General features: G+C 68.5%; 22 protein-coding genes. 2 read left to right on the forward strand and 20 right to left on the reverse strand.

Annotated elements, in window-relative coordinates; all coding sequences use genetic code 11:
- Position 1: 1 nt before the first annotated feature.
- From DPM12_RS09405 to DPM12_RS09435, 7 genes are all read right to left on the reverse strand, one after another.
- The gene (locus DPM12_RS09405) at positions 2-817 is read right to left on the reverse strand and encodes an enoyl-CoA hydratase/isomerase family protein (RefSeq protein WP_112258052.1); all 816 of its coding nucleotides are present in this window, start codon (positions 815-817) and stop codon (positions 2-4) included.
- Positions 814-1,692 carry an FAD binding domain-containing protein gene (locus DPM12_RS09410; RefSeq protein WP_112258053.1) on the reverse strand — a complete coding sequence of 293 codons (879 nt, stop codon included), beginning with the start codon at positions 1,690-1,692 and terminating at the stop codon, positions 814-816. The genes DPM12_RS09405 and DPM12_RS09410 overlap by 4 nt, the downstream gene beginning before the upstream one ends.
- A 2-nt stretch (positions 1,693-1,694) precedes the next feature.
- The gene (locus DPM12_RS09415; protein ID WP_112258093.1) at positions 1,695-2,255 is read right to left on the reverse strand and encodes a (2Fe-2S)-binding protein; all 561 of its coding nucleotides are present in this window, start codon (positions 2,253-2,255) and stop codon (positions 1,695-1,697) included.
- A 79-nt stretch (positions 2,256-2,334) separates the two neighbouring features.
- Positions 2,335-2,748, reverse strand: a complete 414-nt coding sequence (locus tag DPM12_RS09420) for a carboxymuconolactone decarboxylase family protein (RefSeq protein ID WP_112258054.1) — start codon at positions 2,746-2,748, stop codon at positions 2,335-2,337.
- 64 nt (positions 2,749-2,812) lie between these two features.
- Positions 2,813-4,099, reverse strand: coding sequence for a TRAP transporter large permease (locus tag DPM12_RS09425; RefSeq protein ID WP_112258055.1), 1,287 nt, complete (start codon positions 4,097-4,099; stop codon positions 2,813-2,815).
- An 85-nt stretch (positions 4,100-4,184) separates the two neighbouring features.
- Positions 4,185-4,709 (reverse strand): TRAP transporter small permease, encoded by a 525-nt coding sequence (locus DPM12_RS09430; protein ID WP_112258056.1) that lies wholly within the window; start codon positions 4,707-4,709, stop codon positions 4,185-4,187.
- 33 nt (positions 4,710-4,742) lie between these two features.
- Positions 4,743-5,831, reverse strand: coding sequence for a TRAP transporter substrate-binding protein (locus DPM12_RS09435; protein ID WP_112258057.1), 1,089 nt, complete (start codon positions 5,829-5,831; stop codon positions 4,743-4,745).
- A gap of 270 nt (positions 5,832-6,101) precedes the next feature.
- On the opposite strand from DPM12_RS09435, the gene DPM12_RS09440 reads away from it, so the two are divergent.
- Positions 6,102-7,292 carry a LuxR C-terminal-related transcriptional regulator gene (locus DPM12_RS09440; RefSeq protein WP_112258058.1) on the forward strand — a complete coding sequence of 397 codons (1,191 nt, stop codon included), beginning with the start codon at positions 6,102-6,104 and terminating at the stop codon, positions 7,290-7,292.
- A gap of 147 nt (positions 7,293-7,439) precedes the next feature.
- Here the strand turns inward: DPM12_RS09440 and DPM12_RS09445 are convergent, their stop codons facing one another.
- The 13 genes from DPM12_RS09445 to DPM12_RS09505 form a co-directional block, all read right to left on the reverse strand.
- Positions 7,440-9,272 carry a thiamine pyrophosphate-binding protein gene (locus DPM12_RS09445; RefSeq protein ID WP_112258059.1) on the reverse strand — a complete coding sequence of 611 codons (1,833 nt, stop codon included), beginning with the start codon at positions 9,270-9,272 and terminating at the stop codon, positions 7,440-7,442.
- 62 nt (positions 9,273-9,334) lie between these two features.
- The gene (locus tag DPM12_RS09450; protein ID WP_112258060.1) at positions 9,335-10,819 is read right to left on the reverse strand and encodes a GMC family oxidoreductase N-terminal domain-containing protein; all 1,485 of its coding nucleotides are present in this window, start codon (positions 10,817-10,819) and stop codon (positions 9,335-9,337) included.
- A gap of 1 nt (position 10,820) precedes the next feature.
- The gene (locus DPM12_RS09455; protein ID WP_112258061.1) at positions 10,821-11,243 is read right to left on the reverse strand and encodes a gluconate 2-dehydrogenase subunit 3 family protein; all 423 of its coding nucleotides are present in this window, start codon (positions 11,241-11,243) and stop codon (positions 10,821-10,823) included.
- Positions 11,243-12,013 (reverse strand): SDR family NAD(P)-dependent oxidoreductase, encoded by a 771-nt coding sequence (locus DPM12_RS09460; protein WP_112258062.1) that lies wholly within the window; start codon positions 12,011-12,013, stop codon positions 11,243-11,245. Before DPM12_RS09460 ends, DPM12_RS09455 begins: the two co-directional genes overlap by 1 nt.
- Before the next feature lie 5 nt (positions 12,014-12,018).
- The gene (locus DPM12_RS09465) at positions 12,019-14,457 is read right to left on the reverse strand and encodes a xanthine dehydrogenase family protein molybdopterin-binding subunit (protein ID WP_112258063.1); all 2,439 of its coding nucleotides are present in this window, start codon (positions 14,455-14,457) and stop codon (positions 12,019-12,021) included.
- Positions 14,454-15,230 carry an SDR family NAD(P)-dependent oxidoreductase gene (locus tag DPM12_RS09470; protein ID WP_112258064.1) on the reverse strand — a complete coding sequence of 259 codons (777 nt, stop codon included), beginning with the start codon at positions 15,228-15,230 and terminating at the stop codon, positions 14,454-14,456. The genes DPM12_RS09465 and DPM12_RS09470 overlap by 4 nt, the downstream gene beginning before the upstream one ends.
- 7 nt (positions 15,231-15,237) lie before the next feature.
- Positions 15,238-15,636 (reverse strand): hypothetical protein, encoded by a 399-nt coding sequence (locus DPM12_RS23560; protein WP_211658728.1) that lies wholly within the window; start codon positions 15,634-15,636, stop codon positions 15,238-15,240.
- 31 nt (positions 15,637-15,667) lie between these two features.
- Positions 15,668-16,189 (reverse strand): aromatic-ring-hydroxylating dioxygenase subunit beta, encoded by a 522-nt coding sequence (locus tag DPM12_RS09480; RefSeq protein ID WP_112258065.1) that lies wholly within the window; start codon positions 16,187-16,189, stop codon positions 15,668-15,670.
- Between the two features lies 1 nt (position 16,190).
- A complete protein-coding gene (locus DPM12_RS09485) occupies positions 16,191-17,507 on the reverse strand; it encodes an aromatic ring-hydroxylating oxygenase subunit alpha (RefSeq protein ID WP_211658730.1) in 1,317 nt (438 codons plus the stop codon).
- A 3-nt stretch (positions 17,508-17,510) separates the two neighbouring features.
- Positions 17,511-18,545: a dihydrodipicolinate synthase family protein gene (locus DPM12_RS09490; RefSeq protein WP_112258066.1), complete on the reverse strand. Its 1,035-nt coding sequence runs from the start codon at positions 18,543-18,545 to the stop codon at positions 17,511-17,513.
- A 35-nt stretch (positions 18,546-18,580) separates the two neighbouring features.
- Positions 18,581-19,432, reverse strand: coding sequence for a DODA-type extradiol aromatic ring-opening family dioxygenase (locus DPM12_RS09495; protein ID WP_158542834.1), 852 nt, complete (start codon positions 19,430-19,432; stop codon positions 18,581-18,583).
- 47 nt (positions 19,433-19,479) lie between these two features.
- Complete coding sequence (locus DPM12_RS23155; RefSeq protein ID WP_158542835.1) at positions 19,480-19,734, reverse strand: aromatic ring-opening dioxygenase LigA; 255 nt, start codon at positions 19,732-19,734, stop codon at positions 19,480-19,482.
- Between the two features lie 4 nt (positions 19,735-19,738).
- Positions 19,739-20,566: an SRPBCC family protein gene (locus DPM12_RS09505; protein ID WP_112258068.1), complete on the reverse strand. Its 828-nt coding sequence runs from the start codon at positions 20,564-20,566 to the stop codon at positions 19,739-19,741.
- A 385-nt stretch (positions 20,567-20,951) separates the two neighbouring features.
- Between DPM12_RS09505 and DPM12_RS09510 the strand changes: the two genes are divergently transcribed.
- Positions 20,952-24,323 carry a TM0106 family RecB-like putative nuclease gene (locus DPM12_RS09510; protein WP_158542836.1) on the forward strand — a complete coding sequence of 1,124 codons (3,372 nt, stop codon included), beginning with the start codon at positions 20,952-20,954 and terminating at the stop codon, positions 24,321-24,323.
- The last annotated feature ends 44 nt before the right edge of the window (positions 24,324-24,367 follow it).

The raw sequence follows: 24,367 nt of genomic DNA on the forward strand, positions 1-24,367 counted from the left end.
GTCACGGGTGTCCTCCACGGGTCTGTTCGAATGGGGATGCGGCGGGCCGCTCCTGGCTCGACGACTTGTCGACCATCTGGTTGACCAGCTCGGCGACGCCGAGCCGTACGGCGGTTCGGGGCGAAACGGTGGCGGCCACATCGATGAACGACGTGATGGCTCGCACGACGTCGGGGTCGTATCGCGCGAGATCGCCGGCCAGGATCGCCACGGTCTGGTCGACTCCCACGTCGTCGACCACCCGGGAGACGAGGCCGAGACGCTGCGCCTCGGAGGCGTCCACCTCGCGTCCCGTGAGGAGCAGGTCGAGCAGTGCGGTGCGGCCGATCCGATGGACGAAGTACGACGCCACGACGGTCGGGGCGATCCCGTTCGGGACCTCGGGGAAGGCCAGGCGCGCGCTGGCGGCGGCGAGCACGAGGTCGCAGCGCCCGGCGAGGCTCGCCCCCGCACCGAACACCCGCCCGTGCACGGCCGAGACGGTGATGCCGGGAAAGTCCTCGACCAGTTCGTTCACTCCCTGGACCCGGGCGAATTCCGCGTTCAGCACTGCTGGCGTCGGCGGCGCGTCGAGCTGCGGTCCCTGCCGGCCCAGGCAGAAGTCCGGCCCGGCAGCTCGCAGCACGAGCACCCGGGCATCGGCATCCCGCGCCCGGGTGATGCCGCCGGCGAGCGCGTCCAGCATCGTGGCGTCGAGCTTGTTGCCCGTCTCCGGGCGGTTCAGGGTGCATGTCGTCACCGGACCCGCCTGCTGGATATCGACGGGCTGCCCAGAGCCGATCCGATCCACGGGCCGATCCACACCCGGCCGGTTCATGCCGACCACCTCACTCCCGCACGCGCGGCCGCGGTGCGCACCGCGTCACGGGTGGCCACCTCCAGCAAGTGCCGCCGGTACTCGGGCGGCGCGTGCAGGTCGCCAAGGGGTTCGATGCCCTCCGATGCCACGGTGGCGCTCTCGGACAGCGCGGCCGGGTCTGCCCGGCAACCGGTCAGCGCGCGTTCGACGTTCGAGAGCCGGCTCGGCATCGCCGTCACACCGGTCATCGCCACCCGTGCCCGGCGCACCGTCCCGGCCTCCACCGTCAGCACGGCAGCGACCCCGCAGAGCGCGAAGTGACTCGCGGGCTGCTCGAACTTCGTGTACGCGCCTCCCGAACCCTCCGGCGGCTCGGAAGCCTCGACGGCCGTGAGGACCTCGTCGTCGCGCAAGTCGGTGGCGAACACCCCGGTGATGAAGTCGCTAAGCGCCAGCCGCCGCTCGGCCTGCCGCGAGTGCAGGTCCACGGACGCGTCCAGCGCGAGCAAGATTGCCGGGAGATCAGCCGTGGGATCGGCATGCGCGAGCGCGCCACCGACGGTCCCACGGGCGCGGACCTGCTGATCCGCGATCACCTCCAGCGCACCGGCCAGGCCGGGCAGCAAGGCGAGGGTGCGCGGGCTGCGTTGCAGTTCCCGGTACGTGGTCGCCGCGCCGATGCGCACTCCTTGCTCGGTACGCCATTGGCCGCGAAGCTCTCGCGCACCACCGATATCCACGACGACGTCCGGCGTGGCCAAGCGCAACTTCATCATCGGTAGCAGGCTCTGGCCTCCGGCGATGAGCTTGGCCCCGTCGCCGTGCTGGGCCAGGGCAGTGTAGAGACCATCCAGGTCCGGCGGGCGGAGGTAGGCGAACTCGGCCGGGTACATGCTCAGCTCACCTCCCCGGCTGGCGCGGTGGATGTCGCGGACGGGTCGGCCCGCGAGCTTCGTCGTGTCCCCGTTGACGTTCGAGCCGCGGAACGGGCCGCGGCCACGATGTTCTGGTAACCCGTGCACCGGCACAGATTGCCGCTGATGCCGTGCCGGATCTCGTCGTTGGTCGGTACCGGGGTGTCGCGCAGGAGCTGGCGGATCGCCATGACCATCCCCGGCGTGCAGAATCCACACTGCAGGCCGTGCTCGTCCCAGAACGCCTGCTGTACGGGGTCCAGCCCGTCACCATCCCCGGGCGCCACGCCCTCGATCGTGGTGATCTCACATCCGCCGGCTTGCGCGGCAAGCATCGTGCACGATTTGACCGCGACGCCGTCCACCTCCACCGTGCACGCACCACATTGCGTGGTGTCGCATCCGACGTGCGTGCCGGTGAGCCCCAGCCGGTCCCGCACAAAGTGCACCAGCAACGTGCGCGCCGGCACGGTACGTGTCTCGTGCCGGCCATTGACCTTGAGGTCGACGGTCACGTCCGTGCCGTTCGCGGCGGGATCCATCGTGCCTCCGATGCTCGTTTCGTTGCGGTGGTTCGTCACGCTACGGAAATCGCCGGGCAGGGCTCGTCCCCCCGACGGGTCAATTCGCCCGGCCTTCCTGGTCGGTGGCTCCGGGGCTGGGGTCGATGCCCTCGGCGCCGACCACCTCGCGCCACACGTCGAACCCGTGCTGGAACGCCACGACACCCGCCTCTGGCAGCGCGATCTCGATCGCTTCCAAGATTTCTTGCGCGCTCACGCCATGGCGCAACGCCACCCGGATGTGGCTGGTGATGTGGTGCCGCTCGGCCCGCATCACCGTCAGGCTGAGGATGAACAGCAACTCCTTGGTCCGCCGATCCAACAAGCGCTGGTCGAGGTAGGCGGCCGAGACCAGCCCGTCCGTCGCCTTGAGCACCGGCAGGTCGTGCGCGGCCATGACCCGGTGGTAGTCCAGGACGTACCCGCGTCGGCGCACCATCTCGTCGACGTACTCTTGTCGCTCGTCGGTCATACGTGCTCCAACCTTCCTGTCGTGTCCTTCCCGGGCAGCCGTGATCACGCCGGCACGCACCGGATCAACCCGTGATCACCAGACCTGGAACGGCAATGAACAGCGCTATCGCCAGCGCGTACGGAATGAAGAAGACGAACACGCCCTTGGAAACCGCGATCACATCGAGGTCTTTGTCCAGCGCACTGACGATGTACAGGTTCACTCCGACGGGTGGCGTCACGGCGCCGATCGTCGTGACGAGGGTGACGATGATCGTGAACCACACCGGGTCGAAACCGAGGGATTCCGCGAGCGGGAAGAAGATCGGAATACTGATCACCAGGAACCCCAGGGCGTCCATGAAGGCCCCGCCGCTGAGGTAGATCAGCACGATGAGCAGCAAGATGGCGGTCGGCGGGATCGCCAGCCCTCCGACCCACTCGGCGAGATCGAAAGGCAACCGGGTGAGGCTGAGAAAGCGCCCGAACACGACGGCGCCGGTGACGAGGAGCACCACCATTGCCGAGATCCGCAAGCTCTCCACAACTGCCCGCCAGAACTCCGGAGCCGACAGGCTCCGCCGGGCCAGCGCGACGATGATCGCCCCGAAGGCACCGACGGCCGCGGCCTCGGTGGGAGTGAACCAGCCGAGGTATAGACCCCCGATGACCAGGGCGAAGAGTGCTAGAGCCTCGGCCACGCCGGTGAGCGAGCGTAGCCGCTCGCCCCAGGCGACCTTCGGCCCGGGCGGGCCGAGTGCGGGCCGACGCCAGCACAGCACGAGCACGGTCGCGACCAGCAACACGCCGACGACCAGCCCCGGAACGAGCGCGGCCACGAAGAGCTGGGCGATGGATTGCTCGGACTGGATGGCGATGATGATCAGCGCCGTCGACGGCGGGATGAGCACCCCGAGCGTGCCGCCGATGGCCACACTGCCACCGGTCAACGCGGGGTCGTACCGGTATTTCTTCATCTCCGGCAACGCGACAGCGCCCATCGTCGCCGTCGTCGCCGAATTGGAACCGGAGAAGGTGGAAAAGCCGATGCTCCCGAGGATCGTCGTTGCGGCGACCCCACCGGGAAGCGATCCGACCCACTTGTACGCCGCAGCGTAGAGCCGCTCGCTGATCCCTGCCCGGAACGCGATCTGTCCCATCAGCACGAACAGCGGGATCACCGACAACCCGTACGAGGTGAACTGCCGGTACGTGTCCGACGCCAGCAGCTGGATCGCCGACTCCATGCCGATCATGTACGAGGTGCCGAGAAGGCCAGCCAGCATGAGCGCGAACGCCACCGGCATGCGCAGCATCATGATCCCGAGCATGAGCGCGATGCCAATAAGCGCGACGAGCGTGAAGCTCAACAGAAACTCCCCGGTCTAGCTGGCATGAGGCGGACGGACACGGAATATCTGAGCCGCGCGCAGGCGGCGAGGACCAGTGGGCGGCTCACCAGATGCTCTCCGGCGTCGACGATCGAAGGCTCCGCCGGATCGCTCCGAGATCGTTCAGCAAGGCCAGGGCCAGCCCGGCCACGCCGGCCGCCAACGCGAGCGAGAACGGCCAATACGGCAGCCGCAAGGACTCGGTCACAGCGCCCTGATCTCGCAGGTTCATCCCGTAGCTCACGAGCTGCTGCGCCAGCAGCCCGAACAGTACGACGCTGACCGCCGTGACCAGTGCGCCCACATATAACTGGAGCCGCATCGACAACCGGCTCATCACCAGATCGATCGCGATGTGGGACTTGCTCCGTTGCGCCTCGGCGAGCGCGAACCCGTTCACGATGACGGCCAGCAAGCCGACGATCTCGAAGGTGCCGTGGTATGGGCTCGCGACCAGCCGGAGCCCGATGTTGCCGACGGTCAGGACGAGCATGAGCAGGAGGACCACGCCGGCTATGGCAGCCAGTGACCGCGTGACCGTGTCCACACCCCTGGTGACCGTGCTTGCTGGCATGACGTCCGTGGTCACTGGCTCGCCTCCTTCGTCGCGCGTGGCCGGTGCTCAGGACCCGAGCTCGGCGGTGTACTGCTCGCGCAGCTCGTTCATCCGGTCGAAGACTTCCTGCGGGTCGAAGCCATGACCCTCGGCCTCTTCGAACCAGTCGTCGATGAGGCCCTCCAGGGCACCGTCCCAGGCCTCGCGCTCGCCATCGTCGAGTTCGACGACCTCCACGCCGTGCTCCGATTCCGCCCACTCCAGCGCGTCGCCGACGTTCTGATCGTCGTGATACTCCGAGGCGAACTCGGTCATCTCCGGGCGCAGCTCGACGATCGCTTCCTGCACGTCGGCAGGCAGGTTGTCGTATTCGGACTGGTCCATCACCGCCACGAACGTGTTGGAGATGCCGAAGGCGTAGTCCGTCACGTAGTTCACCTGCTCGGCCAGGCCGAAGTCCTGCAACACCTCGCGGGAGGACATGTAACCGTCGAGAACACCCGTTTGCAGCCCCTCGGCCACCTCCGGCATCGGCATCCCGACCGGCGACGCCCCCAGTGCCTGCAGTGCCGGCACGCCGGCACCGGCGCTGCGCATCTCCAGCCCGTCCAGGTCGTCCCGGCTCGTCACCGGTTCTTCACTCTGGATGTAGGCGGGTTCCGTCGTGAACGCGGTGATGATCTCGTAGTCGGCGAATTCCTCCGGTTCGAATTCCTCGAGAAGATCGAGCATGGTCCGGCTGGCGACCTGCGAATTGGGGAAATCGACGGGCAGCGCCATGACGGAACTCAGCGGGAACCGGCCGACATCGTAAGCTGGAGAATCCATCCCCACCTCCGCGATACCACCGCTCACCCCGTCGAAGATGTCACCGGATTCGAGTAGCGTTCCCCCGGGAAATAGTTCGACCGAAACGCGCCCATCGGTACGTTCATTCAAACGTTCGGCCCATTCCTCCATCTGCACCGCCGGAAAGGATGCGGCGGGCGCGAAGAATGCGTACCGGAGCGAAATTTCCGCCTCTTCGTCGCCGACGGATTCGCCGTCGGCGTCCTCGGCGTCGGCGACGGCACCCTCTCCACACGCGGCGAGCATGGCTGCCGCAGCGGCCATGCCCACCACCGACCGGCCACGAACCATTGTCGAGCGTCTCATTCTCTGCCCCCAGATAGTGTTGGTCAGGCGGATCGTGTTGGCGCCTTTAGCCCGGGGACGCTACCGGGTGTTCACGCATTCGTGTTTCACCCGATCGGGTACAAGTACCACACCGAAACACCGTGGCAACACCAACCGCTGACGTATCGCTGACGTTTGACGTGAATCCGCTCGGGTAGGCATTGACCTGCGACGTCGGACACGGGCATCCTGCCGGGAACCCTCTCCGCATCCGCAGAACTCATCGAAACGACGCCACGGTGGTCATCCATGAATTCCGGTACAGGCGCAACCCAGGATGCTCGGCACAGATTTGCCGCCGCTCTGCAATCAGCGCTCACGTTCGGTGAGGTCGAGAACGCCTTTTTCGACGCTGTCGGCGACGTCATTCCCGCCGGTGGTTTCGGTCTTTACCGTCTCGATTCGGAATCGGGCGACGTCGTGGGGATGCGTGCCGAGGTCGGGCGGGATTTCCTCGACGATTACGAGGACTACGGCCGGGCAGACGACCCCGTGCTGGACTTCGTCGTCGAGCAGCAGCGCCCGATCGATTCCTCGCGCGTCGTGTCACCGGAACGCTGGCAGGCGTGCGGTGCCCGCAACGCGCTCGGTGTGGGCGGCTACCACCACTCGCTCGAAGCGCCCGTCGTCGCTTCGGGAACGTTCTTCGGCACGATCAACTTCGCGCGCACTCCGGATCAGCCACCGTTCGACGAGCAGGATCTGATCGCAGCCCGGTTCGCCAGCGAACAACTCGGACTCGCCACCGAACGGGCGCTGCGCTACGAGAACACGGGCCAGCGAGCCTCCATGCTGGAGCACGTGCTCGACCGCGTCCCCCAGGCGCTCATCGTCACCGACCTCGACGCGCACGTGCTCTTCCGCAACCGCACCGCCCGCAAGGAACCGTGGCTGACCGGCCAGTCAGGGTGTGCCGGATCTCCGGGCCAGCTCGAACAGCCGGGCCAGTCGAGCCATGCCGGCCATGCCAGCCATCCCGGACAACCCGGACCGGTGGAGCGAGCCGGGCCAGCGGAGCGAGCGGGGCCAGTGGATCGGAGCATCACCGAGGCCATGGCCGAGTTCCGCCAGCACGGCAAGCGGGTGCACACCGACAGCCTGCGAGACCAGAAATCCGGCCGCCAGGTGATCGTGAAGTCCTACCGGCTGGCCGATCACGACGACGCCGCCGTCACACTGATCTTCGACTGTGGTCAGGACGAGGCCGATCGCCTGCCCGTGTGGGACGTCCTCACCCGTCGTGAACAGGAGATCGCCGAGCTGGTGAGCCACGGGCTGACCACCAAACAGATCGCCGAGCAGGCGTTCGTCAGCGAGAACACTGTCAAGCAGCATCTCAAGCGCGTCTTCGCCAAGACCGACGTACGCAACCGCGCCGAGCTCGTCCAGCTCATCTGGTCGTCCGGCCGCCGCGACGAGCCCGGTGCCACCGCCTCCTGACGGTCGTCCGGGGTCGCCCGGCGAGCCTCGGGCATCGTGAGCGTCAATGAGGGCGACTTCGATGGCCAGACGTGCGCAAACTCCGCCATATCGGCCAGTAAACGCACGTTTCGGCATCGAAGTCGGGGCCAGAAACGCCTCAACGCCTCAATGGCCCCGGAAATCTTGCTCGGCCCAGTAGCCGACCACCCCTGGATCGATCTTGGCGTCCACGACCATCGGACCGGCCGGACCGTCCAGCCAGCTCGCTACTGGCCCGAGATCGGCGACGTCGCGCACGGTGACGCCAGCCGCACCCGCACCCCTGGCAACGGCGGCGATGTCCGTTGCCGGGAAGCGCACGAGATCCAGCCCTCCGGCGTCGCCGGAACCCCCAGATTCACCGGGCACCGTCACACCACCGCCGCCACCCACGTGCGGGCTGAAATGGTGAACCTCCGCGCCGTAAGCCGCGTCGTCGTACACGATCACCAGCAGCGGAAGGCCGAGCCGCACGAGCGTCTCCAGCTCGGAGAGGCTCATCAGGAAGCCGCCGTCACCCGCCGCCAGCACCGTCAGCCGGTCCGGTCGCGCGAGATGAGCACCGATCGCGCCCGCCAGGCCCAGCCCGATCGACTGGAAGCCGGAGCTGGTGAACACGAAGCCTGCCGGATCCGGAACGGACCAGCAGGTCACCGGCCAGCCCAGGAAATGGCCGCCGTCGACCACGACGGTACGCTCCGCCGGCATGAGCGCCTCCAGTTCGAGGGACAGCTCCTGCGGGTGCACCCACTCCGGCGACGTGGACCGTCCTCCGGCGAGCCCGGCTACTCCGGACGGCACCGCAGTGTGGTGATCGTGGATCCGCGCCGCGGCCTCCTCCGAACGCCATCCCGCATCTCCCCGGTACTCGGCCAGGTCCGCGAGGATCGCGTCCGCGGTCTCGTGCACGTCGCCGACGACGCCGATGTCGACCCTCGGGTTCAGTCCCAGTGCGTTCGCGTCGCTGTCCACCTGGATGACGGTGGCGTCGGGCGCGAACAGCCGGCCGTGCCGCGTCGTCCATGACGTGAAGGAACAACCGAAGCCCACCACCAGGTCGGCCTGCCCCATCAGCTCCGCCGCCTCGTCCGAGGCGAACCCGCCGACGATACCGAGCGTCCACGGATCGTCCCGGAAGAAGCCACTGGCGACGGCGGTGTTCGCCAGCAACGCACCCGCGCGTTCTCCCAGCCGGGTCAGGGAGTCCCGGGCACCCGAAACGACCGCGCCCCGGCCCGCGATGAGCAGCGGGCGCTCGGCCACGCTCAGCCGTTTCGCGAGCTGGCTGACCACGTCGCGCGACGGACACGTCCGGCGCACGAGGCCCGCTCCGGTTTCGAGTGCGCCGCCGTCGTCGCCGTCGGGCGAGAGAGCCGGGCGAACCCGCACGCTCGCGGCGTCGCCACGCTTCACCTGGGCGGCCTGGATGTCGAGTGGCATCTGCAGGACGACGGGGCGGCGCTCCGAACAGGCCCGGCGATACGCGCGCACCGTGTCCTCCACGGCCGACTCGGGCCGGTACAGCTGTTCGGAGATCGCTCCGGCCCGCTCGACCAGGCCCACCTGGTCCACGGAGAAGTTCGAGCGGGTCGCGCCGGCGGACGTCTGTCCAGCCAGGACCAGGATCGGTGTGCGGCTCTTCGCGGCGTCAACGAGTCCGGTGATCGTGTTGGTCAGCCCGGGCCCCTGGTGCACGCTGCATACGGCAAGCTCCCCGGACACGCGCGTGTAGCCATCCGCCATGGTGATCGCCGCACCTTCGTGCCGTGCCGCGGTGTAGCGCGCACCCGCACCGGCCAGCGCCGCGGTCGGCATGAAATTGCCACTACCGACCACGCCGAAGACCTGCCGGACGCCCAGCTCCCACAGCGTCTCGCCCACCAGCTGCGCGACGGACGTCTCGGCGCTCCGGACGGCACCGCTCTCAGGTCCGGTCGTCGCCTCGGCCGGTCTGGTCATCTGGTCCTCCTGGATCGATATTCATGCCGCTTCGCCGCCCGCCATCGCTGGTCACCGGGCGTTCAGGCGGCGGCCAACGCGGGCAGCCGCTCGGCGGTGTTGTCGTGGATGTGCTGCGCCAGCCGCTCGGCCAGGGCCATGATCGTCAGCGACGGATTGAACGTCAGCGTGCGCGAGATGGCCGATGCGTCCCCGACATAGAGCCCGTCGACGTCCCACAACTGCTGGTTCGGGTCGCAGGCCGAGCGCTCCGGATCGCCGCCCATGCGCACGCTGCCCTGCATGTGCGACGTGAGATAGCCGGTGGGCACGACGTCCCTCGCTCCGGCCGCCCGCAGCACCTCGTGGCAGAAGGCGAAGGCGTCATCGAGGCGGCGCTGGTCCTCGTCGGGAATGGGAACCTCGAACTCGCCCACCAGGTCCTCGGTGGCGCGGACGACGCCGACGTTGGAGTCGTTGGTCATCATGAACACCGCGGCCAGGTACCGGTAGTTGTTCATCACCCGGCTCAGCGGCTCGCCCCACAGGGGGCGGAAGTCAGTGTCGACGAGGTTGCTGGCCAGGGCGATCGGATCGAGTAGCGTGGTCGCTTCGACGACGAATCCCCCGGCGGTGTCGTCTGCGAAGTCCTTGCAGTGCGCGGTGATCGGATACACCACGTGGGCGTCCATGATCTGGTCGAATACGCCGTGTACCATGCGCGAGGTGTGGGTGCCGAGGGTGGTTCCGATCAGCGACGACGCGGGGGTGCCCAGCCGATCCAGGCCGGATAGTTGTAGCAGCTGCGGGGTGACCATGGCACCGGCCGCGACGACCACCACCGGCGCCTCGACCACCACGTGCTGCCCATCCGGGTCGACGTACTCCACACCGCTCGCCTCCCGGCGCCCACCCGCGGTCGGCACCGTCCGGATCTCTCGAACCTCGCTGTCCGCTGCCACCTCAAGCTGGCCACGGACCACGGCTCCGTGAATGTAGCGGTTCAACGTCGTACCGCCCGCGTTCGTCGGGCACCCTGCGGTGCAGGAACCGCAGCTCTCGCAGTCTTCGTTCGTGTAGGACATTACGGGGTGCAGCTCGTGCCCGAGAGCGCGGAATCCGCGCTCCACCACCCGCACGCTGTGGGACCAATCCGCGCGGCGACGCACCTGCATCCGCTGCTCCACCCGGTCGAACCACGGGTCGAGGTCGGCCGCTCCGAACGGCCGGCCGTTCGCACCGGTCAGGCCGGCCGCCTCGTACCACTTGCGGTAGTCCTGCGGCTGGGCGCGGATACCCACCTTGGTGTTGATGTTCGTCGATCCGCCCACGCTCTTGCCCGAGACCATGACGATCGGGCGGCTGCCATCCTCACGAGTACGCGCGAACCGCGGCGGATTCCATAACTGGCGCGACGCCCGCAGTTCCCACCGGTTGTACGAGCCGGCCAGGTGGTACCCACCGCTCTCGATCAGCAGTACCCGGCGCCCTTCCTCGGCCAGCCGGGTGGCCACGATCCCGCCTCCGGCTCCCGAACCCACCACGACGACATCCCGGTACTCGGCCATCTCACTCCCCCTCCTCCCGGAAACACCGCAGGTAGCTCCAGTCCTGTTTCGCCATCGCCGCCATGGGGGCGCTGGTGAAGCCGATCACCGACCACGCTCCCGGGCCGGTGTATCCGGGTTGCCGGAAGTCGCTGTAGTACGCCTCGATGCACAGGGCACGTAGCCAGCCGAAATGGTCCCGGGCCGCGACGTCCTCCCACGAGCCGCCGGTGCCCAGCACGGTACCCACGTCGTCGAGGCATCCCAGGAGCGCAGCGCGCTGCTCGTCGGGCATGTCGGCGGCGACGCTGTCGAGGTAGACGGCCGGACCGGCCGGAGAACTCCCGGGCACGATGGCCTCGCACAGCTGCTCTGCCACGTGTCGTTGCGAGGCGTCGAAGCAAAACGACCTCGATGGCGCCGTCTCCGCGTTCGAGCTGCTCATCAGTACGTCACCCCTCCACCGTCGATGTTGAGAACCTGCCCGGAGACCATCGACGCACCCGGCGAGCACAGGTAGAGCACGCCCTCCGTGAGGTCGTCGGCCTCCAACGGCCTCTTGATCATCTGGCTGTCGACGACCTGCTTGAAGAATGGCGCGACGTCCCCGTTCAGCGCCGCAGGCGTGGCTGTCAGCCCGGGCGTGACGACGTTTGCCGTGATGCCGTCCGGAGCCACCTCGGCCGCGACACTGCGCACGAAGCCGATGAGCGCCGCCTTGGTCGCCGCGTACGGCGCGAACCCCGGCACCGCCATGTGCACCGCCGACGAGGAGATCACGACGATGCGCCCGGCATCGGATGCACGCAAGTAGGGCAGACTTGCCTGTACGGCAGTGAACACGCCACCGACGTTGAGCTGCCACAACTCGCCGAACTGGTCCAGCGTCCACTCCTCCAGTGGCCGGTTGGGAAACTGGCCTGCCGCCAGCACCAGCACATCCAGCGTGCCGCCAGCGCCCGCAGCGGTTTCCAGCGCGCGGGTCACCTGACCCGGATCTGTGACATCACAGGTCATCGACACCACGGAACCGTCCCCGGTGCGCTTGCCCTCCCCAGCGGTCGTCGCCACGTCCAGGCCGTGGACAAGCGCGCCCGCGCCGGCCAGGGCCTGCGCGACAGCCGAGCCGATTCCACCAGCCGAGCCGGTCACCACCGCCCGGCGTCCAGCCAGCATGCCGGTCGTTGCCTCAGATTGACCCTGAGCCGTGGTCATGGCACTCACCCCTTCTGCAAGGCCGCCCACACCCGCTCGGGAGTGAAGGGCATGTCCAGGTCCCGGACTCCTGCCGGGCGCAGCGCGTCGAGGACCGCGTTCGCGACCGCCGGCGTCGATCCGATGGCGCCGCTCTCCCCGATTCCTTTGACCCCGATCGGGTTCACGGGAGACGCCGAGACGGCGCGCGCGGTACGCAACTCCGGGGTCTGGGCCGCCGTCGGGACCGTGTAATCCATCAGCGACGACGTCATCGGCTGGCCGTCGGCGTCGTAGACGATCCGCTCGTACAGGGCTTGCGAGATGCCCTGGGCGACGCCGCCGTGGATCTGCCCGTCGGCGACGAGCGGGTTGATGACGGTGCCGCAGTCGTCGACGGCGACGAAATCGCTCACCTCGACGCGGCCCGTCAGCGGGTCCACCTCGACGACACACGCGTGGGTTCCGGAGGAGAACGTGTAGTTGGGCGGGTCGAAGTAGGCGATCGCGTCCAGCCCGGGTTCCTCGCCGTCGGCCAGCGGTTTCATCAGCATGAGCGTCTTCGACGCCAGGTCGGCGAAGCGGATCCGGCTCGTGGGAACGCCGCTCACCTGGTAGGCACCGTCCACCTGCTCGATGTCGCGCTCGTCGGCTTCCAGCAGCTCGGCGGCCCACCGCCGCGCCTTGGTGACCACCTTTTCGCACGCGCGCAGCACCGCCGTGCCGCCGACGGCCGCGCTGCGCGAGCCAAACGTGCCGAACCCGAACGGCGACGTCTCGGTGTTGCCGTACGCGATGGTGATGTCGTCGTAGGGAATGCGCAGCGTGTCCGCCGCGATCTGGGCAAACGTCGTCTCGTGGCCCTGGCCGTGCCCGCAGGTGCCCATCGAGATGTTCACCTTGCCGGAGGGATGCACCGTCACCGCGGCGCTCTCCCACAGGCCGGGCGAGCCCTCCATGGCCGCCACCGACGACGGGGTGACACCCCCGATCTCCACGTAGGATGCGATGCCCACGCCGATGAGGCGCCCGTCGTCGGTCCCGTTGCGTTGCAAGGCGCGCACGCCGTCGTAGTCGATCTCGTCGAGAGCGGTCTGCAGGGCAGCGGCGTAATCACCGCTGTCGTATTCCAGGCCCGTCGGGGTCTGCCACGGAAACTCGCCGGCCGGGATGTAGTTGCGCCGGCGCACTTCGGCGGGGTCGAGGCCGAGCTCGGCGGCCACCTCGTCGATCAGGCGCTCGGTGTAGTACGTCGCCTCGGGCCGTCCCGCACCGCGATAGGGACCGGTGGGTGTGGTGTTGGTGAACACGCCGACGATCTCGACGTCGATCGAGTCGAAGGCGTAGCTCTGCGGCAGCAGGGGCCCCGTGCGTCCGATGATCGTGCCGGACGAGTTCGGATAGAGGTAGGCACCCATGTTGCCGAGGATCCGTCCGCGCATCGCGGAGATGACGCCGTCGCCGTCGAACGCGACCTCGAGATCGGCCACGTGGTCCCGGCCGTGCGTCGTCGCCAGGAAGCTCTCGGCCCGTTCTTCCACCCACTTCACCGGGCGGCCCAGCGCCCGGGCGGCGAACGCGACCGCCGCTTCGTCGGGATACATGGGTTCCTTGGCGCCGAATGCACCGCCGACGTCTCCCGCATCGACCCGGATCAGGTGTTCGGGCATGTCCAGCACCTGGCCGATGAACCACCGGGTGTGGTGCGGCCGCTGGGTGGTGATCCAGACGTCCATTGCCTGCTCGTACCGGTCGTAGGCGGCGATCATGCCGCGGGGCTCCATGACGAACGGAGCGACCCGGTGGTTGACCATGCGACGACGCACCCGGTGCGTGGCCGTGGCAAAGGCGCCCTCCGCGTCACCTCCGGTGTACGACGTGCGAAAACAGCAGTTGTCGTCGAATCCCTCGTGCAGCGTCGGCGCGTCGTCGGCGATCGCATCCTCGACGAGGCAGACGGCCGGCAGGGGGTCGTAGGACACCTGCACCGCTTCGGCTCCGTCGGCGGCAGCCTCCGGCGACTCCGCCAGAACCACCGCCACCGGCTCTCCGACCCAGCGCACCGTGCCCGACGCGAGCGTGCGCAGCTCGGGCAGCGGCACGCCCGGGTCCGGTGGCTGGCGGATCAGCGGGATCGGCCGCACGCCCTCCAGGTCGTCAGCGGTGAACACGGCGACGACTCCCGGCACGGACCGCGCTTCGGCAGTGTCGATGCCGGTGATCCGGGCGTGCGCCACGGACGCGCGCACGAAGTGCGCGTACACCTGCCCGGCGAGGTTGCGGTCCTCCAGGAAACGTCCCCGGCCGGTGAGGAACCGCGGATCTTCCTTGCGGCGTACGGCCTTGCCGACGAACCGTTCCGGGGCGTCGTGTGCCACGCCCTCGGGTGCGCCCGTCCTGGGGCCGGCCGTCTCGGGTCGCGCCGACTCGTGCTCTGCGGCCGTTCGCCCGGCCGTCTCGGTCATATCCTGCCTCCGTCGGTGTTCACGACGACTCCGGTGACGACACGTGCGGCAGCGGGATCGGCGAGGTACACGTACGCTCCGGCGTGGTCCTCCGGGCGGGGCACCACCTCCAGGGCGCTACCCGCGCGGATCTGATCGTCGCGGCCGGCGACGCGGTCGGCGGTCATCTCCTGCCCGAGACTGTCCAGCCCGCCGAGCCGGGTCCCGGACGTGCCGCCGGGTGCCACCCCGTTGACCCGCACCTCGGGCGCGAGATCCTTCGCGAGATGGGCAACCACGCCACGCAGCGCCCATTTCGAGCTCCCGTACAGCACGCCGCCCCCTTCCGGGTAGAAGGCGGACGCGGACAGGGTCAGGGTGGCCGAACCGCGTGCGGAGCGCAGCCACGGGTAGGCGATGTTGATTGCCAGCAGCGTGCTCAGCACGTTGGTGCGCCAGATCTCGCCGGCAGCCGTGGCGATGTCGTCCGGTTCGAGCTCGCGGATCGAGGCGTAGTAGTCGAAAACCCCGACGCAGCAGGTCAGGTGATCCAGCCCGGCGTCACCGATCGCGGCGGCCACCGCCTTCTCCACGGCCTCGACGTCGGTGGCATCCCCGGGCACCACCGACACGGCGTCGCCGTACTCCTTCTCCAGTTCCGCCGCCGCATCCGCCGAGCGCTCCAGCACCGTGAGCCGGGCGCCTTCGGCGACATAGGCATCGACCACGCCCCGGCCGATGCCGGAGCCGCCACCGGTGACGAGGATGGTGCGGCCCGCCAGCCGTCCCGTCATGCCGCCGTCACCCGCCCGGTCTGCGTTCGAGCATCTCGCTGAAGGTCTCCGTGGGCTGGTAGCTGAGACAGTCCAGCTCCACCGCATCGAGCTGGACCCGGGTACCGCGCCGCGGCGACCACACGTCCAGCCGTACGCCGTTACGGGTGTGCACCCGGGTGACGACGACGTCGGCGAACTCGTTCGAGATCATGATCGGGCCCTCGACGCCCCCGTCCTGGGGGATCTCGTCGAGCAGTGCCCCCTGGGCCGGCCACGGGCCCGTCGGTACGGGATCGTCGACGTTCTCACCGTTTTCCGTGCCGGCATCCCTATCGGTGTCTCCGCCGGCCTCGCCGCCGGCATCACCGTCGAGCTGCTCGTCGGGTAGCTGACCTGTCCCGCGCTCGTGCGATCCCTCGTCCACGTGCACTCTCCCATCTCACCTGCGCCGGTGATCAGATGAAGATCGACATGTTGTGGGCGTTCACCACGGCCTGGTCCAGCGCCGCCCACCGGTGCACGATCAGCCAGCCGTCGCCGTTCTCCCGCAGCACGTCCCTGCGCTGCGCGGAGAATAGGCTCGGCGTGGTCTCGTCGCCGCGGCTGCGGTAGATCATGCAGTTGGATAGGACCAGGAACTCGTCCGCACGCTCGCCCGGCTGCACCAGCACGTTCGTGACGAAATGCCGCGTGCGCGACGGCGGCTGCTCCGACCAGGCGAAGTCAGTCTCCAGCCGCTTCACCCGGACATCCAACGTCTCCTTGGTGTCGTCGAAGATCCGGGAATTGGGCGACAGCTCCCACTCCGACAGCTTCTCCCGGGTCACCCGGACCGGTACCTCGTACCGGGCGTCGTCGGCGAACATTTCCAGCCAGTCCCGGAACCGCCGCTCGTCGAGTGCCAGGGCCTCCAGGTACAGGAAATCCCGGATCGATTCGCGCACGTCCCGGTCGACGCCTGCCAGCTGTACGGTCACGTCATTCCTCCCGGGTCAGGTAGTCCAGCCAGGTGGACCACAGGTTGCGGAAGTTGGTGTCGGTCACGTAGGGCGACACCGCGTGTCCCGGGCCGGGAAAGTCCTCAAGCTGCGGGCGTTCCAGGCCCATGACGTACGGGAACTCAATGTTCTTGGCCAGCGTCGAGCCCGCAGCCTTGGTGACCTTGATCCAGTTCTCGAAGTCGTCCTGCTCGAACGTTCCCGCCTGGCCGAAGGTCAGGGTGTACGCCTTGTAGGCGGCCTCCTTGTACTCCTCGGACGCGTCGCGGGGCACGAGGCACCAGGACCACATCTCCATGCGACCCGGTCCGATGGGGTGCCACAGCCGCATGGTGCAAAAGCGCACCCCGGGCTCGCCGGGCACCAGGCTGAACGGCTGGATGAGGAAGGAGAGATTCGGAAAGACCGAGCCGACGGCTGTCCGGGTCTTCGAGAACACCTCCAGCTGTTCCGGGCTCAGGCTCTCGTGCATCTGCTTTACGAGCTCGTCCGGATAGCCAAAGAACGCCGGCATCCCCGGCGTGTGACCGAGCCCGATGCCGTGTCCCTTGCCCGGGATGTTGACCGCCCAGCCCTCGCTGTGGGTGGATCCCGACGACGGGAAGTATCCGAGGTGGAAGCCGAACTGGTGCGCCACCGGCGTGTGGTAGCCGTCGCCGGAGAAGTTCTCCGCGCAGATCTTCCAGTCCGTCTCGGCGATCCAGTGATCCGGCGGGCCGTGGACCTCGCTGCCGTTGGCCCCCTGCTTGAGGTAGATGTCCAGGTAAAACTGGAAACCACCGAGGTACTCGTCCAGGCTCGGCGCGTGCGGGTCCAGCGTTCCGAAGATCAACCCGGCGTAGGTGTCGATCCGTATCGGCACCAGCCCCCACTGCTTGCGGTCGAGCTGACCCTCGTAGCCCTCCTTGAAATACGGGACGCCGATCAGCTCGCCCGAGTTCTTGTACACCCACCCGTGGTAGGAGCACCGGAAGTGCGACGCGTTGCCCATCTCGGACTTGCACATCACGTTGCCCCGATGCCGGCACATGTTCAGGTTGGCCCGGACGTTCCCGTGCTCGTCCCGGACGACGATGATGCTGTTGTCGGCGATGTAGCGGGTGACGTAGTCGCCCTTCTTGGGGATCTCCGACTCGTGTGCGAGGAAGCACCACGCCTTCGCGAAGAGCTTCTCCCGCTCCAGTTCGAAGATTTCCTGGTCGTTGAAGATCCGGGCCGGGACCCGGCCCTGCCAGATCCCGTCCCGCATGTCGTCCAGCATCCGCTGGACGTCGGTGCTGATCACGGGCGTACTCATGGTTCACACCTTCTCTGTGTGCGTCCTGCCCAGGCGGTCCGCGACCTCCTTGACGACTTGCTTGTAACGGGAGATGTGGTCCTTGGTGTCCTGGACGTGCTTCTCCGGGACGTGATCGTCGGTGTACGGCGGCCGGGACGTGCCGACGTGGATGTAGCCGGCCTCGTTGACCCGGATCTTCTCCAGCGGGACGTTGTACTTGGAGAATTCCATGAAGTCCTGGCCGACGAGGAACGGCTCGTGGGCCCAGCGCAGCCGCTCGGTCAGCCACCGGGCATCCTCGATCCGGCCCTCGCGCAGCGCGTCGCGCAGGGCGAGCACCGGGGCCGGACCACATGCCGTCGTCGATGACCACGCCATGCCGACCAGCTCCTCGCCGTACATCTCCCAGGCGGGGAACCAGTCGGTCTCGATCGGCATCAGCGGGAACGACGTCTGCGTGTGCGCCATGTCGTTGTGGTACCGGAAGCCGACGGAGGCGCCGCCGGCATACTTCACGGCGACCACCTGGGGAAGCTGCACGAGGGTCCGGTAGACGCTGCGCGGGATGATGCCGCGGAACGCGGCCGTGTTGTCGTAGACGCAAATGGCGAGTTCTGGGACCGCCTCGGCGACGTCGCGGTAGAACGTCTCCATCACCGGGCCGGTCATCTCACCCCACATGGGACGACCCAGCAACGTGCCGGTGACACCGAGATCGGCCAGGTAGCGCATCCGGGCCACGGTGTCGCGCGTGTTCAGCGTCGTCGTGCCGATGAACAGCGGGAAGCCGGGCCGGGTCGCCTGCGCCGCTTCCTGCGCACACGCGGCGAACGCCTTCCACTCGTCGAGGGTCAGCGTGGCGCACTCGCCGAGCGTCCCGTTCAGCGCGATCGCGTCGACACCGTCCTCGATCAGGGTACGGATCATCCGCTCGGTCTCGGCGAGGTCCACCGTGTCCACCGCGTCGACCCGTTCCGCGCCGGGCAGCGCGGGGGTCGGCGGGTAGGCCATGACACCGCGCATATCCCGACCCGTGATCTCGGGCAGCTTACTCATGAATGCATTCCTCCAGTTCTCGTGGGATGTGGGTGTCACAGGCGGGCCGCGGCGACCGCAGTGCCGGTCAGCCACGCCGGGACGGGCTCGTAGACGAGGGTGTCGAACGGGACGCCGGCCGCACCCGCGGCGACCAGCCAGGTGCGGATCTCGTGGGCGCCGTTGCCGGCGGCATCGATCTGCTCCTGCGTGTAGTCGATCAGGCGGGAGCGCTCGCCGCTCTCCAGCCGGGCCAGGAAATCCCGATCGAACTCCTCGTTGACCTGGCCGGACTCGGGCATGCCGACCCAATGGGACAGGCCGCCGGTGCCGAGTACGACGACCCGCTGCGCGCTGCTCTGCGCCTCCACGGCGGCGCGGATCATGCGGCCGAAGTCGTAGCACCTCCGGGCCGTGGGCCACGGCGGGTTGACGCCGTTGACGATGACCGGTACCAGGGGAAGCGTCGACTCCGGATCCAGATGCTTGAGCGGGACGCAGAAGTTCTCGTCGAACGCCAGGCCCCCTTCCACCAGCGCGGGGTCGAAGTCCGCCTCCAGGGCGAACCGGTAGAGGTGATCGCCGAGGGCCGCGTGCCCGGGGTAATGGTGCTGGGGAACGCCGAGGAATTCGCCCATCTCCTTGGTCACCGGGCCGAGATACGAGGCGGCGGTGCCGATCGCGAAGGCCGGCAGGTTGCCAAGGAAGAAGTTGGTGAAGTGCTCGACGGACACGGCGATCACCGCGTCCGGTGCGAGCTTCTCGATCCGGTCCCGCACGTCCCCGAACGCGCCCTCGACGGCGGAGCGCTGCTCCGGCTCGGCCCGCTCGGGAAAGCCGGTGATCCCCGGAGAGTGCGACGTCGTGAACGCACCGACGACGCGGCCGGCGCCGGCCCCTGTTTCCATGTCCTCGCTCCCCGAACGGCTCGGCTGGCTGGCATGCCTCGGCTGGTTCATTGGCTGACCTCCCCACGGATCCGGGCGTAGTACTCGGCCCGGTCGACTCCGATCTGCAGCGCACAGAAGTAGAGGAGATACGGGTTGGCGCCGCGCTCGTACAGCGTCTTGAAGTCCAGCGATCTCATCGCCGTACGCTCCTCCCCGTCGATTCCGTACTCGTCCAGCACGGCGTCGGGATCGGCGCGGAAGCGCTCGGCAAGGCCGAGGTCCTTGCGGACGTCCCAGAGCAGTTTCTGCAGGTCGTACACCGGCTCACTTCTCCCCTGCGTCGATGACGAAGACGGCCGGCCAGCTCCCCTGGGGATATGGGCCGGCCGGTGTGGCGCGGGACCGGCTGCGCCGTCCCAGCAGGATTCCGACGGCCACGGCCGCCACGCCCCCGAGGGCGACCAGGCCACGCGTACCGATCGTCGAGCGGACCAGCGAGAGCACGTCCAGCGAGCTGTCGCCCCCGGAAGGATCACCAGTACGGTCGCCGGACGCACCAGCACGGCCACCAGCCTGGCCGGAGTCCGTGCCGTGGCCCGCCGCGTTGCTCGCCCCGTTGTCCGCCGGGGTCCCCGCGAGCCGCGTGCCGTCCGGGGCAGCCGCAGCCGGGGATTCGGCCGCGCTCGCGAGGACCTGCTGCGGCGCGGACCCGTTGACCATCTCGTGCGAAAGTCGCTCCGCGAACTGCCCGATGATCGTCCCGGCGACCTCGCTGACCAGCCCCCGGCCGAACTGCGCCGGCTTGCCAGTGAGTGCGAGATCAGTGGCGAGGTCGACCCGGGTGCCGTCGGGAACGGCCGACAAGGCCGCGCTGACCGTGGCATTGGCCGTGCCGGATCCCCGGGCCTCGCGGCCCTCCGCCGCGATCGTCAGGCGCCGCGCCGACTCGTCCTTGTCCTCGATGCGCGCATCGCCACGGTAAGTGAGCCGTAGCGGGCCCACCTTCAGCGTGACCCGGCCCGAGAACTCGTCGCCGTCCACATGGTCCAGCGCGGCACCCGGCATGCACGGTGCGATGCGCTCCACGTCGAGCAACGTCTCCCACGCCTGTTCGGGTGGGATCGGGAGCGTGAACTCGTGCTGGAGCTGCATGCCACAACCTCTGCTGACCGGGAATCTGGCTTGTCAGAGACGCTATGGGCGCACGAGGGTGTGGCGCGTTACCCCACCGGGTCAATTCGCTCCTCCGCCGTTTCTCATGATCATGAACAGATAGCGTCCTGTGAGGCACACAAGTGCACATGATCATGGGTCCGCTACGGAGCCAGCGCAGGTGCGCACCATCGCTGTCGTCGACACTGCGGGCTGCCTTGACTTCGGCTCGGGCGGGGCCTGACTTCTTGGGCCTGCGGAACGTCCCAGGCGGGCGTCGAGGCTCCTGGACGTTGCGCAGAGCCAACAAGTCGCCCTCCGGGACGGTACGTCTGTCGGTGGTGACTGGCATGGTGCAGGCTGGATGTCACCACGGGAGGTGAGCATGTACCGCGACGACGCCGGACACCTCGTCCTCAGCCCCACCGATCTCGTCGCGCATCTGGCCTGCCCGCACCTGACCACCCTCAACCGCGACGTCGCCGAGGGCGTGCGCCAGCGCCCGCCGCAGGACGATCCGGCCGCCGAGGTCGTGCGTACCCGTGGTGGGGCACACGAAAGCGCGGTGCTCACCCAGATGCGCGACGAGCATCGGGTCGTCGAAATACCCCAGGGTGGCGACCCCGCCGAGGCCGAGCAGCTCACCATCGCCGCCATGCAGGACGGGGCCGAGCGCATCTTCCAGGCCACGTTCTTCGACGGGCGCTGGCGCGGGCATGCCGACTTCCTGATCCGCAACGACGCCCGTCCCAGCGGGCTCGGCGAGTGGTCCTACGATGTCGCGGACACCAAGCTCGCCCGGCACGTCAAGGCCTCCGCGCTGCTGCAGATGGCTGTCTACGCGCAGCGCCTGGAAGAGTTGCAGGGTACACCGCCAGAGTCGCTCACCGTCATCCTCGGCAACCGCGAGAGCGTCCGTTTCCCGTACACCGACGTCGCCGCCTACGCCCGCCGTGCCATGCGCGAGTACGAGGATTGGCTGGCCGATCCACCGCCCACGTACCCGGTCCGGGTCACGCACTGCGCGTACTGCCCGTGGGCAGCCGAATGCCGGCAGCAATGGATCGCCGACGACGATCTCGTGCTGGTCCCGTTCCTGCGCCGCGACCAGCGCGAGTCGTTCCATTCGGCCGGCATCACCACGGTCGAGCAGCTCGCCGCCGCCGACGACGCCACGCTCGCACGGGCGCGCTCCGTCGGTGTGCCCACCAGGCGCAAGCTCGCCGGCCAGGCACGCCTGCAGGTAGCCGCGCGCTCGCGAGAGCTGCCGCCGTACGAGTTCGTCACCCCCGTCGAGCCCGCCCGGGGCCTCGCGCTACTACCCGAGCCCGACGACGGCGACCTCTTCCTCGATCTCGAAGGTGATCCCTTCTTCGGCGATCACGGCATCGAATACCTCTGGGGCCTCTCCGATGTCCGCGACGCCTTCCACGCCTGGTGGGCTCACGACGCCGACGAGGAACGGCACGCCTTCGAAGCCGTCGTGGATCACATCATGGGAACCTGGACCCGTCACCCCGGAATGCACGTCTACCACTACGCGCCCTACGAGCCGAGTCGCCTGAAGCAGCTGTCACAGCGCTACGCCACTCGGGTGGACGAGGTCGATGCCCTGCTCCGGGGCGAGCGGCTCGTGGATCTCTACGCCGTCGTGCGCCAGGGCCTGCGGATCGGCACCGACTCCTACTCGATCAAGGCACTTGAGCGGTTCTACGACCCGGCCGCGCGTGCCTCAGCGGCGGTCTCGGATGCGGCATCCAGCATCGTCGAGTACGAGCGCTGGCTGCACGAGCAAGACCAGGACATCCTCGACGCCATCGAGGCGTACAACCGCGACGACTGCATCAGCACCCGGCGGTTGCGCGACTGGCTGGAGGCACGCCGCGACGAGTTGGCTGCCACCGAGGGCTCCGTACTCCGCCCGGGAGATCCGGCCACCGATCCAGCACAGCACGTCGCCGAGCGTGACCCCGAGCTCGTCGCCATCGAGGAACGGCTGCTCGCCGGAGTTCCGGGCGAGCCGCACACGCGCACGCCCGAACAGCGCGCACGCGTCCTGCTGGCCGGCCTCCTCGAATGGCACCGGCGGGAGAACCGGGCGGAGTGGTGGGAGTACTTCCGGGTACGCGCCCTCGGTTCGGACGAACTCACCGACGATCCCGCCGCCCTCGGCGATCTCACCTCACCCAGCCTGATCCGCACGGAGAAGCGCTCCGGCATCTGGAGGTACGAGTTTCCACCCCAGGAATGCCGCCTCCGCGTCGGTGACCAGGTGGAGCACGCTGACCCCGGGGGCGGCACCAGCACGCTCGTCCGTCTGGATCTCGACGTCGGCGAGGTCGAGCTGAAGCGAGCACTGTGCAGAGAAGAGCCTCATCCCGAGGGCGTCCTGCCGGGCGGGCCACGGCGCACCGGCACCCTGGAGACCGCGCTACGCCGCGTCGCGGGGTGGGTGGCAGAACGCGGGTTCGGCGCCGACGGCCCGTTCCGCGGCGCGCGCGACCTCCTGCTCGGGGTGGCGCCCCGGCTGGCGAACGACGAGGTTCTGCGCGCCGAGCACGAGAGTGGAGCCGACGCTCTCTGCCGGATCGCACCCGTGCTGCACGGCGCGCTCCCCGTACAGGGACCGCCCGGAGCGGGCAAGACGTATGCCGGTTCGCGCGCCATCATCCGGATGCTGCGGGCCGGGCAGAGCGTGGGGATTACCGCGCTGAGCCACCGCGCCATCACCAACCTGCTCGATGCGGTGATGGCTGCCGACGACGCCGACGCCCCGGTGGTACGGGCAGTACAGAAAGCCGAGGAGAGCAACGCCAGTGGAGACTCGCGGGTGACCGTCACAGCGTCCAACGAGGATGTCGAGTCGGCACTCGCGAGCGGCTCGGCCAACCTCGTCGCGGGAACCGCCTGGCTCTTCGCCCGCGAGAACGTGCACGTCGATGTGCTCATCGTCGACGAGGCCGGCCAGCTCTCCCTGGCCAACACCATCGTTGCCGCGTCGGCTGCCGACTCGCTCGTGCTGCTGGGAGATCCGCAACAGCTCGCCCAGCCCGCCAAGGGCGTTCACCCGGAGGGTGCCGGCCTGTCCGCCCTCGAACACGTCCTCGGTGACCATGACACGATTCCCGCAGACCGGGGGTTATTCCTCGACGTCACGTGGCGGATGCACCCGGCCGTGTGCGCACCCGTGTCCGAGCTCTTCTACGAGGGCCTGCTCCATCCGCGTTCCGGGTTGGAGAACCAGCGCGTCGACGGCCCTGATGTACTTGCCGGGGCCGGCATGCGCTGGTTCCCCGTCCAGCACGGCGGGTGCTCGGTACGCAGCGATGCTGAAGTGGCCGCCGTGGCCAAGCTCGTCGACCAGCTCACCGGATGCCCGTGGACGAACGATTCCGGCGCGGTACGGCCACTGGAACCCGACGACATCCTGGTGGTCGCCCCCTACAACGCTCAGGTCGGACAGCTCGCGTCCAGACTGGAGGGGCGCGCCAGGGTCGGTACCGTCGACAAGTTCCAGGGCCAGGAGGCGCCGGTCGTCATCGTGTCGCTGACCACCTCCTCCGCCGAGGACGCGCCGCGGGGCGTCGATTTCGTGGCCAACCGCAACCGCCTGAACGTCGCCGTCTCCCGGGCACGCTCGCTGGTCATCGTGGCCGGCAGCCCGACACTCCTGACCGCGCCGGTCACGAACGTCGCCCAGCTACAGGGCATCAATGCACTATGCCGGCTCGTCGAACATTCGCCACGCATTGTTTGACTACAGGAGGGCGAGCCGTCCACCTCGCACGCCCGCGACCGGGC

Origin of the sequence: Phytoactinopolyspora halophila (assembly GCF_003287285.1) — a bacterium.
Taxonomy (GTDB): Bacteria; Actinomycetota; Actinomycetes; order Jiangellales; family Jiangellaceae; genus Phytoactinopolyspora_A; species Phytoactinopolyspora_A halophila.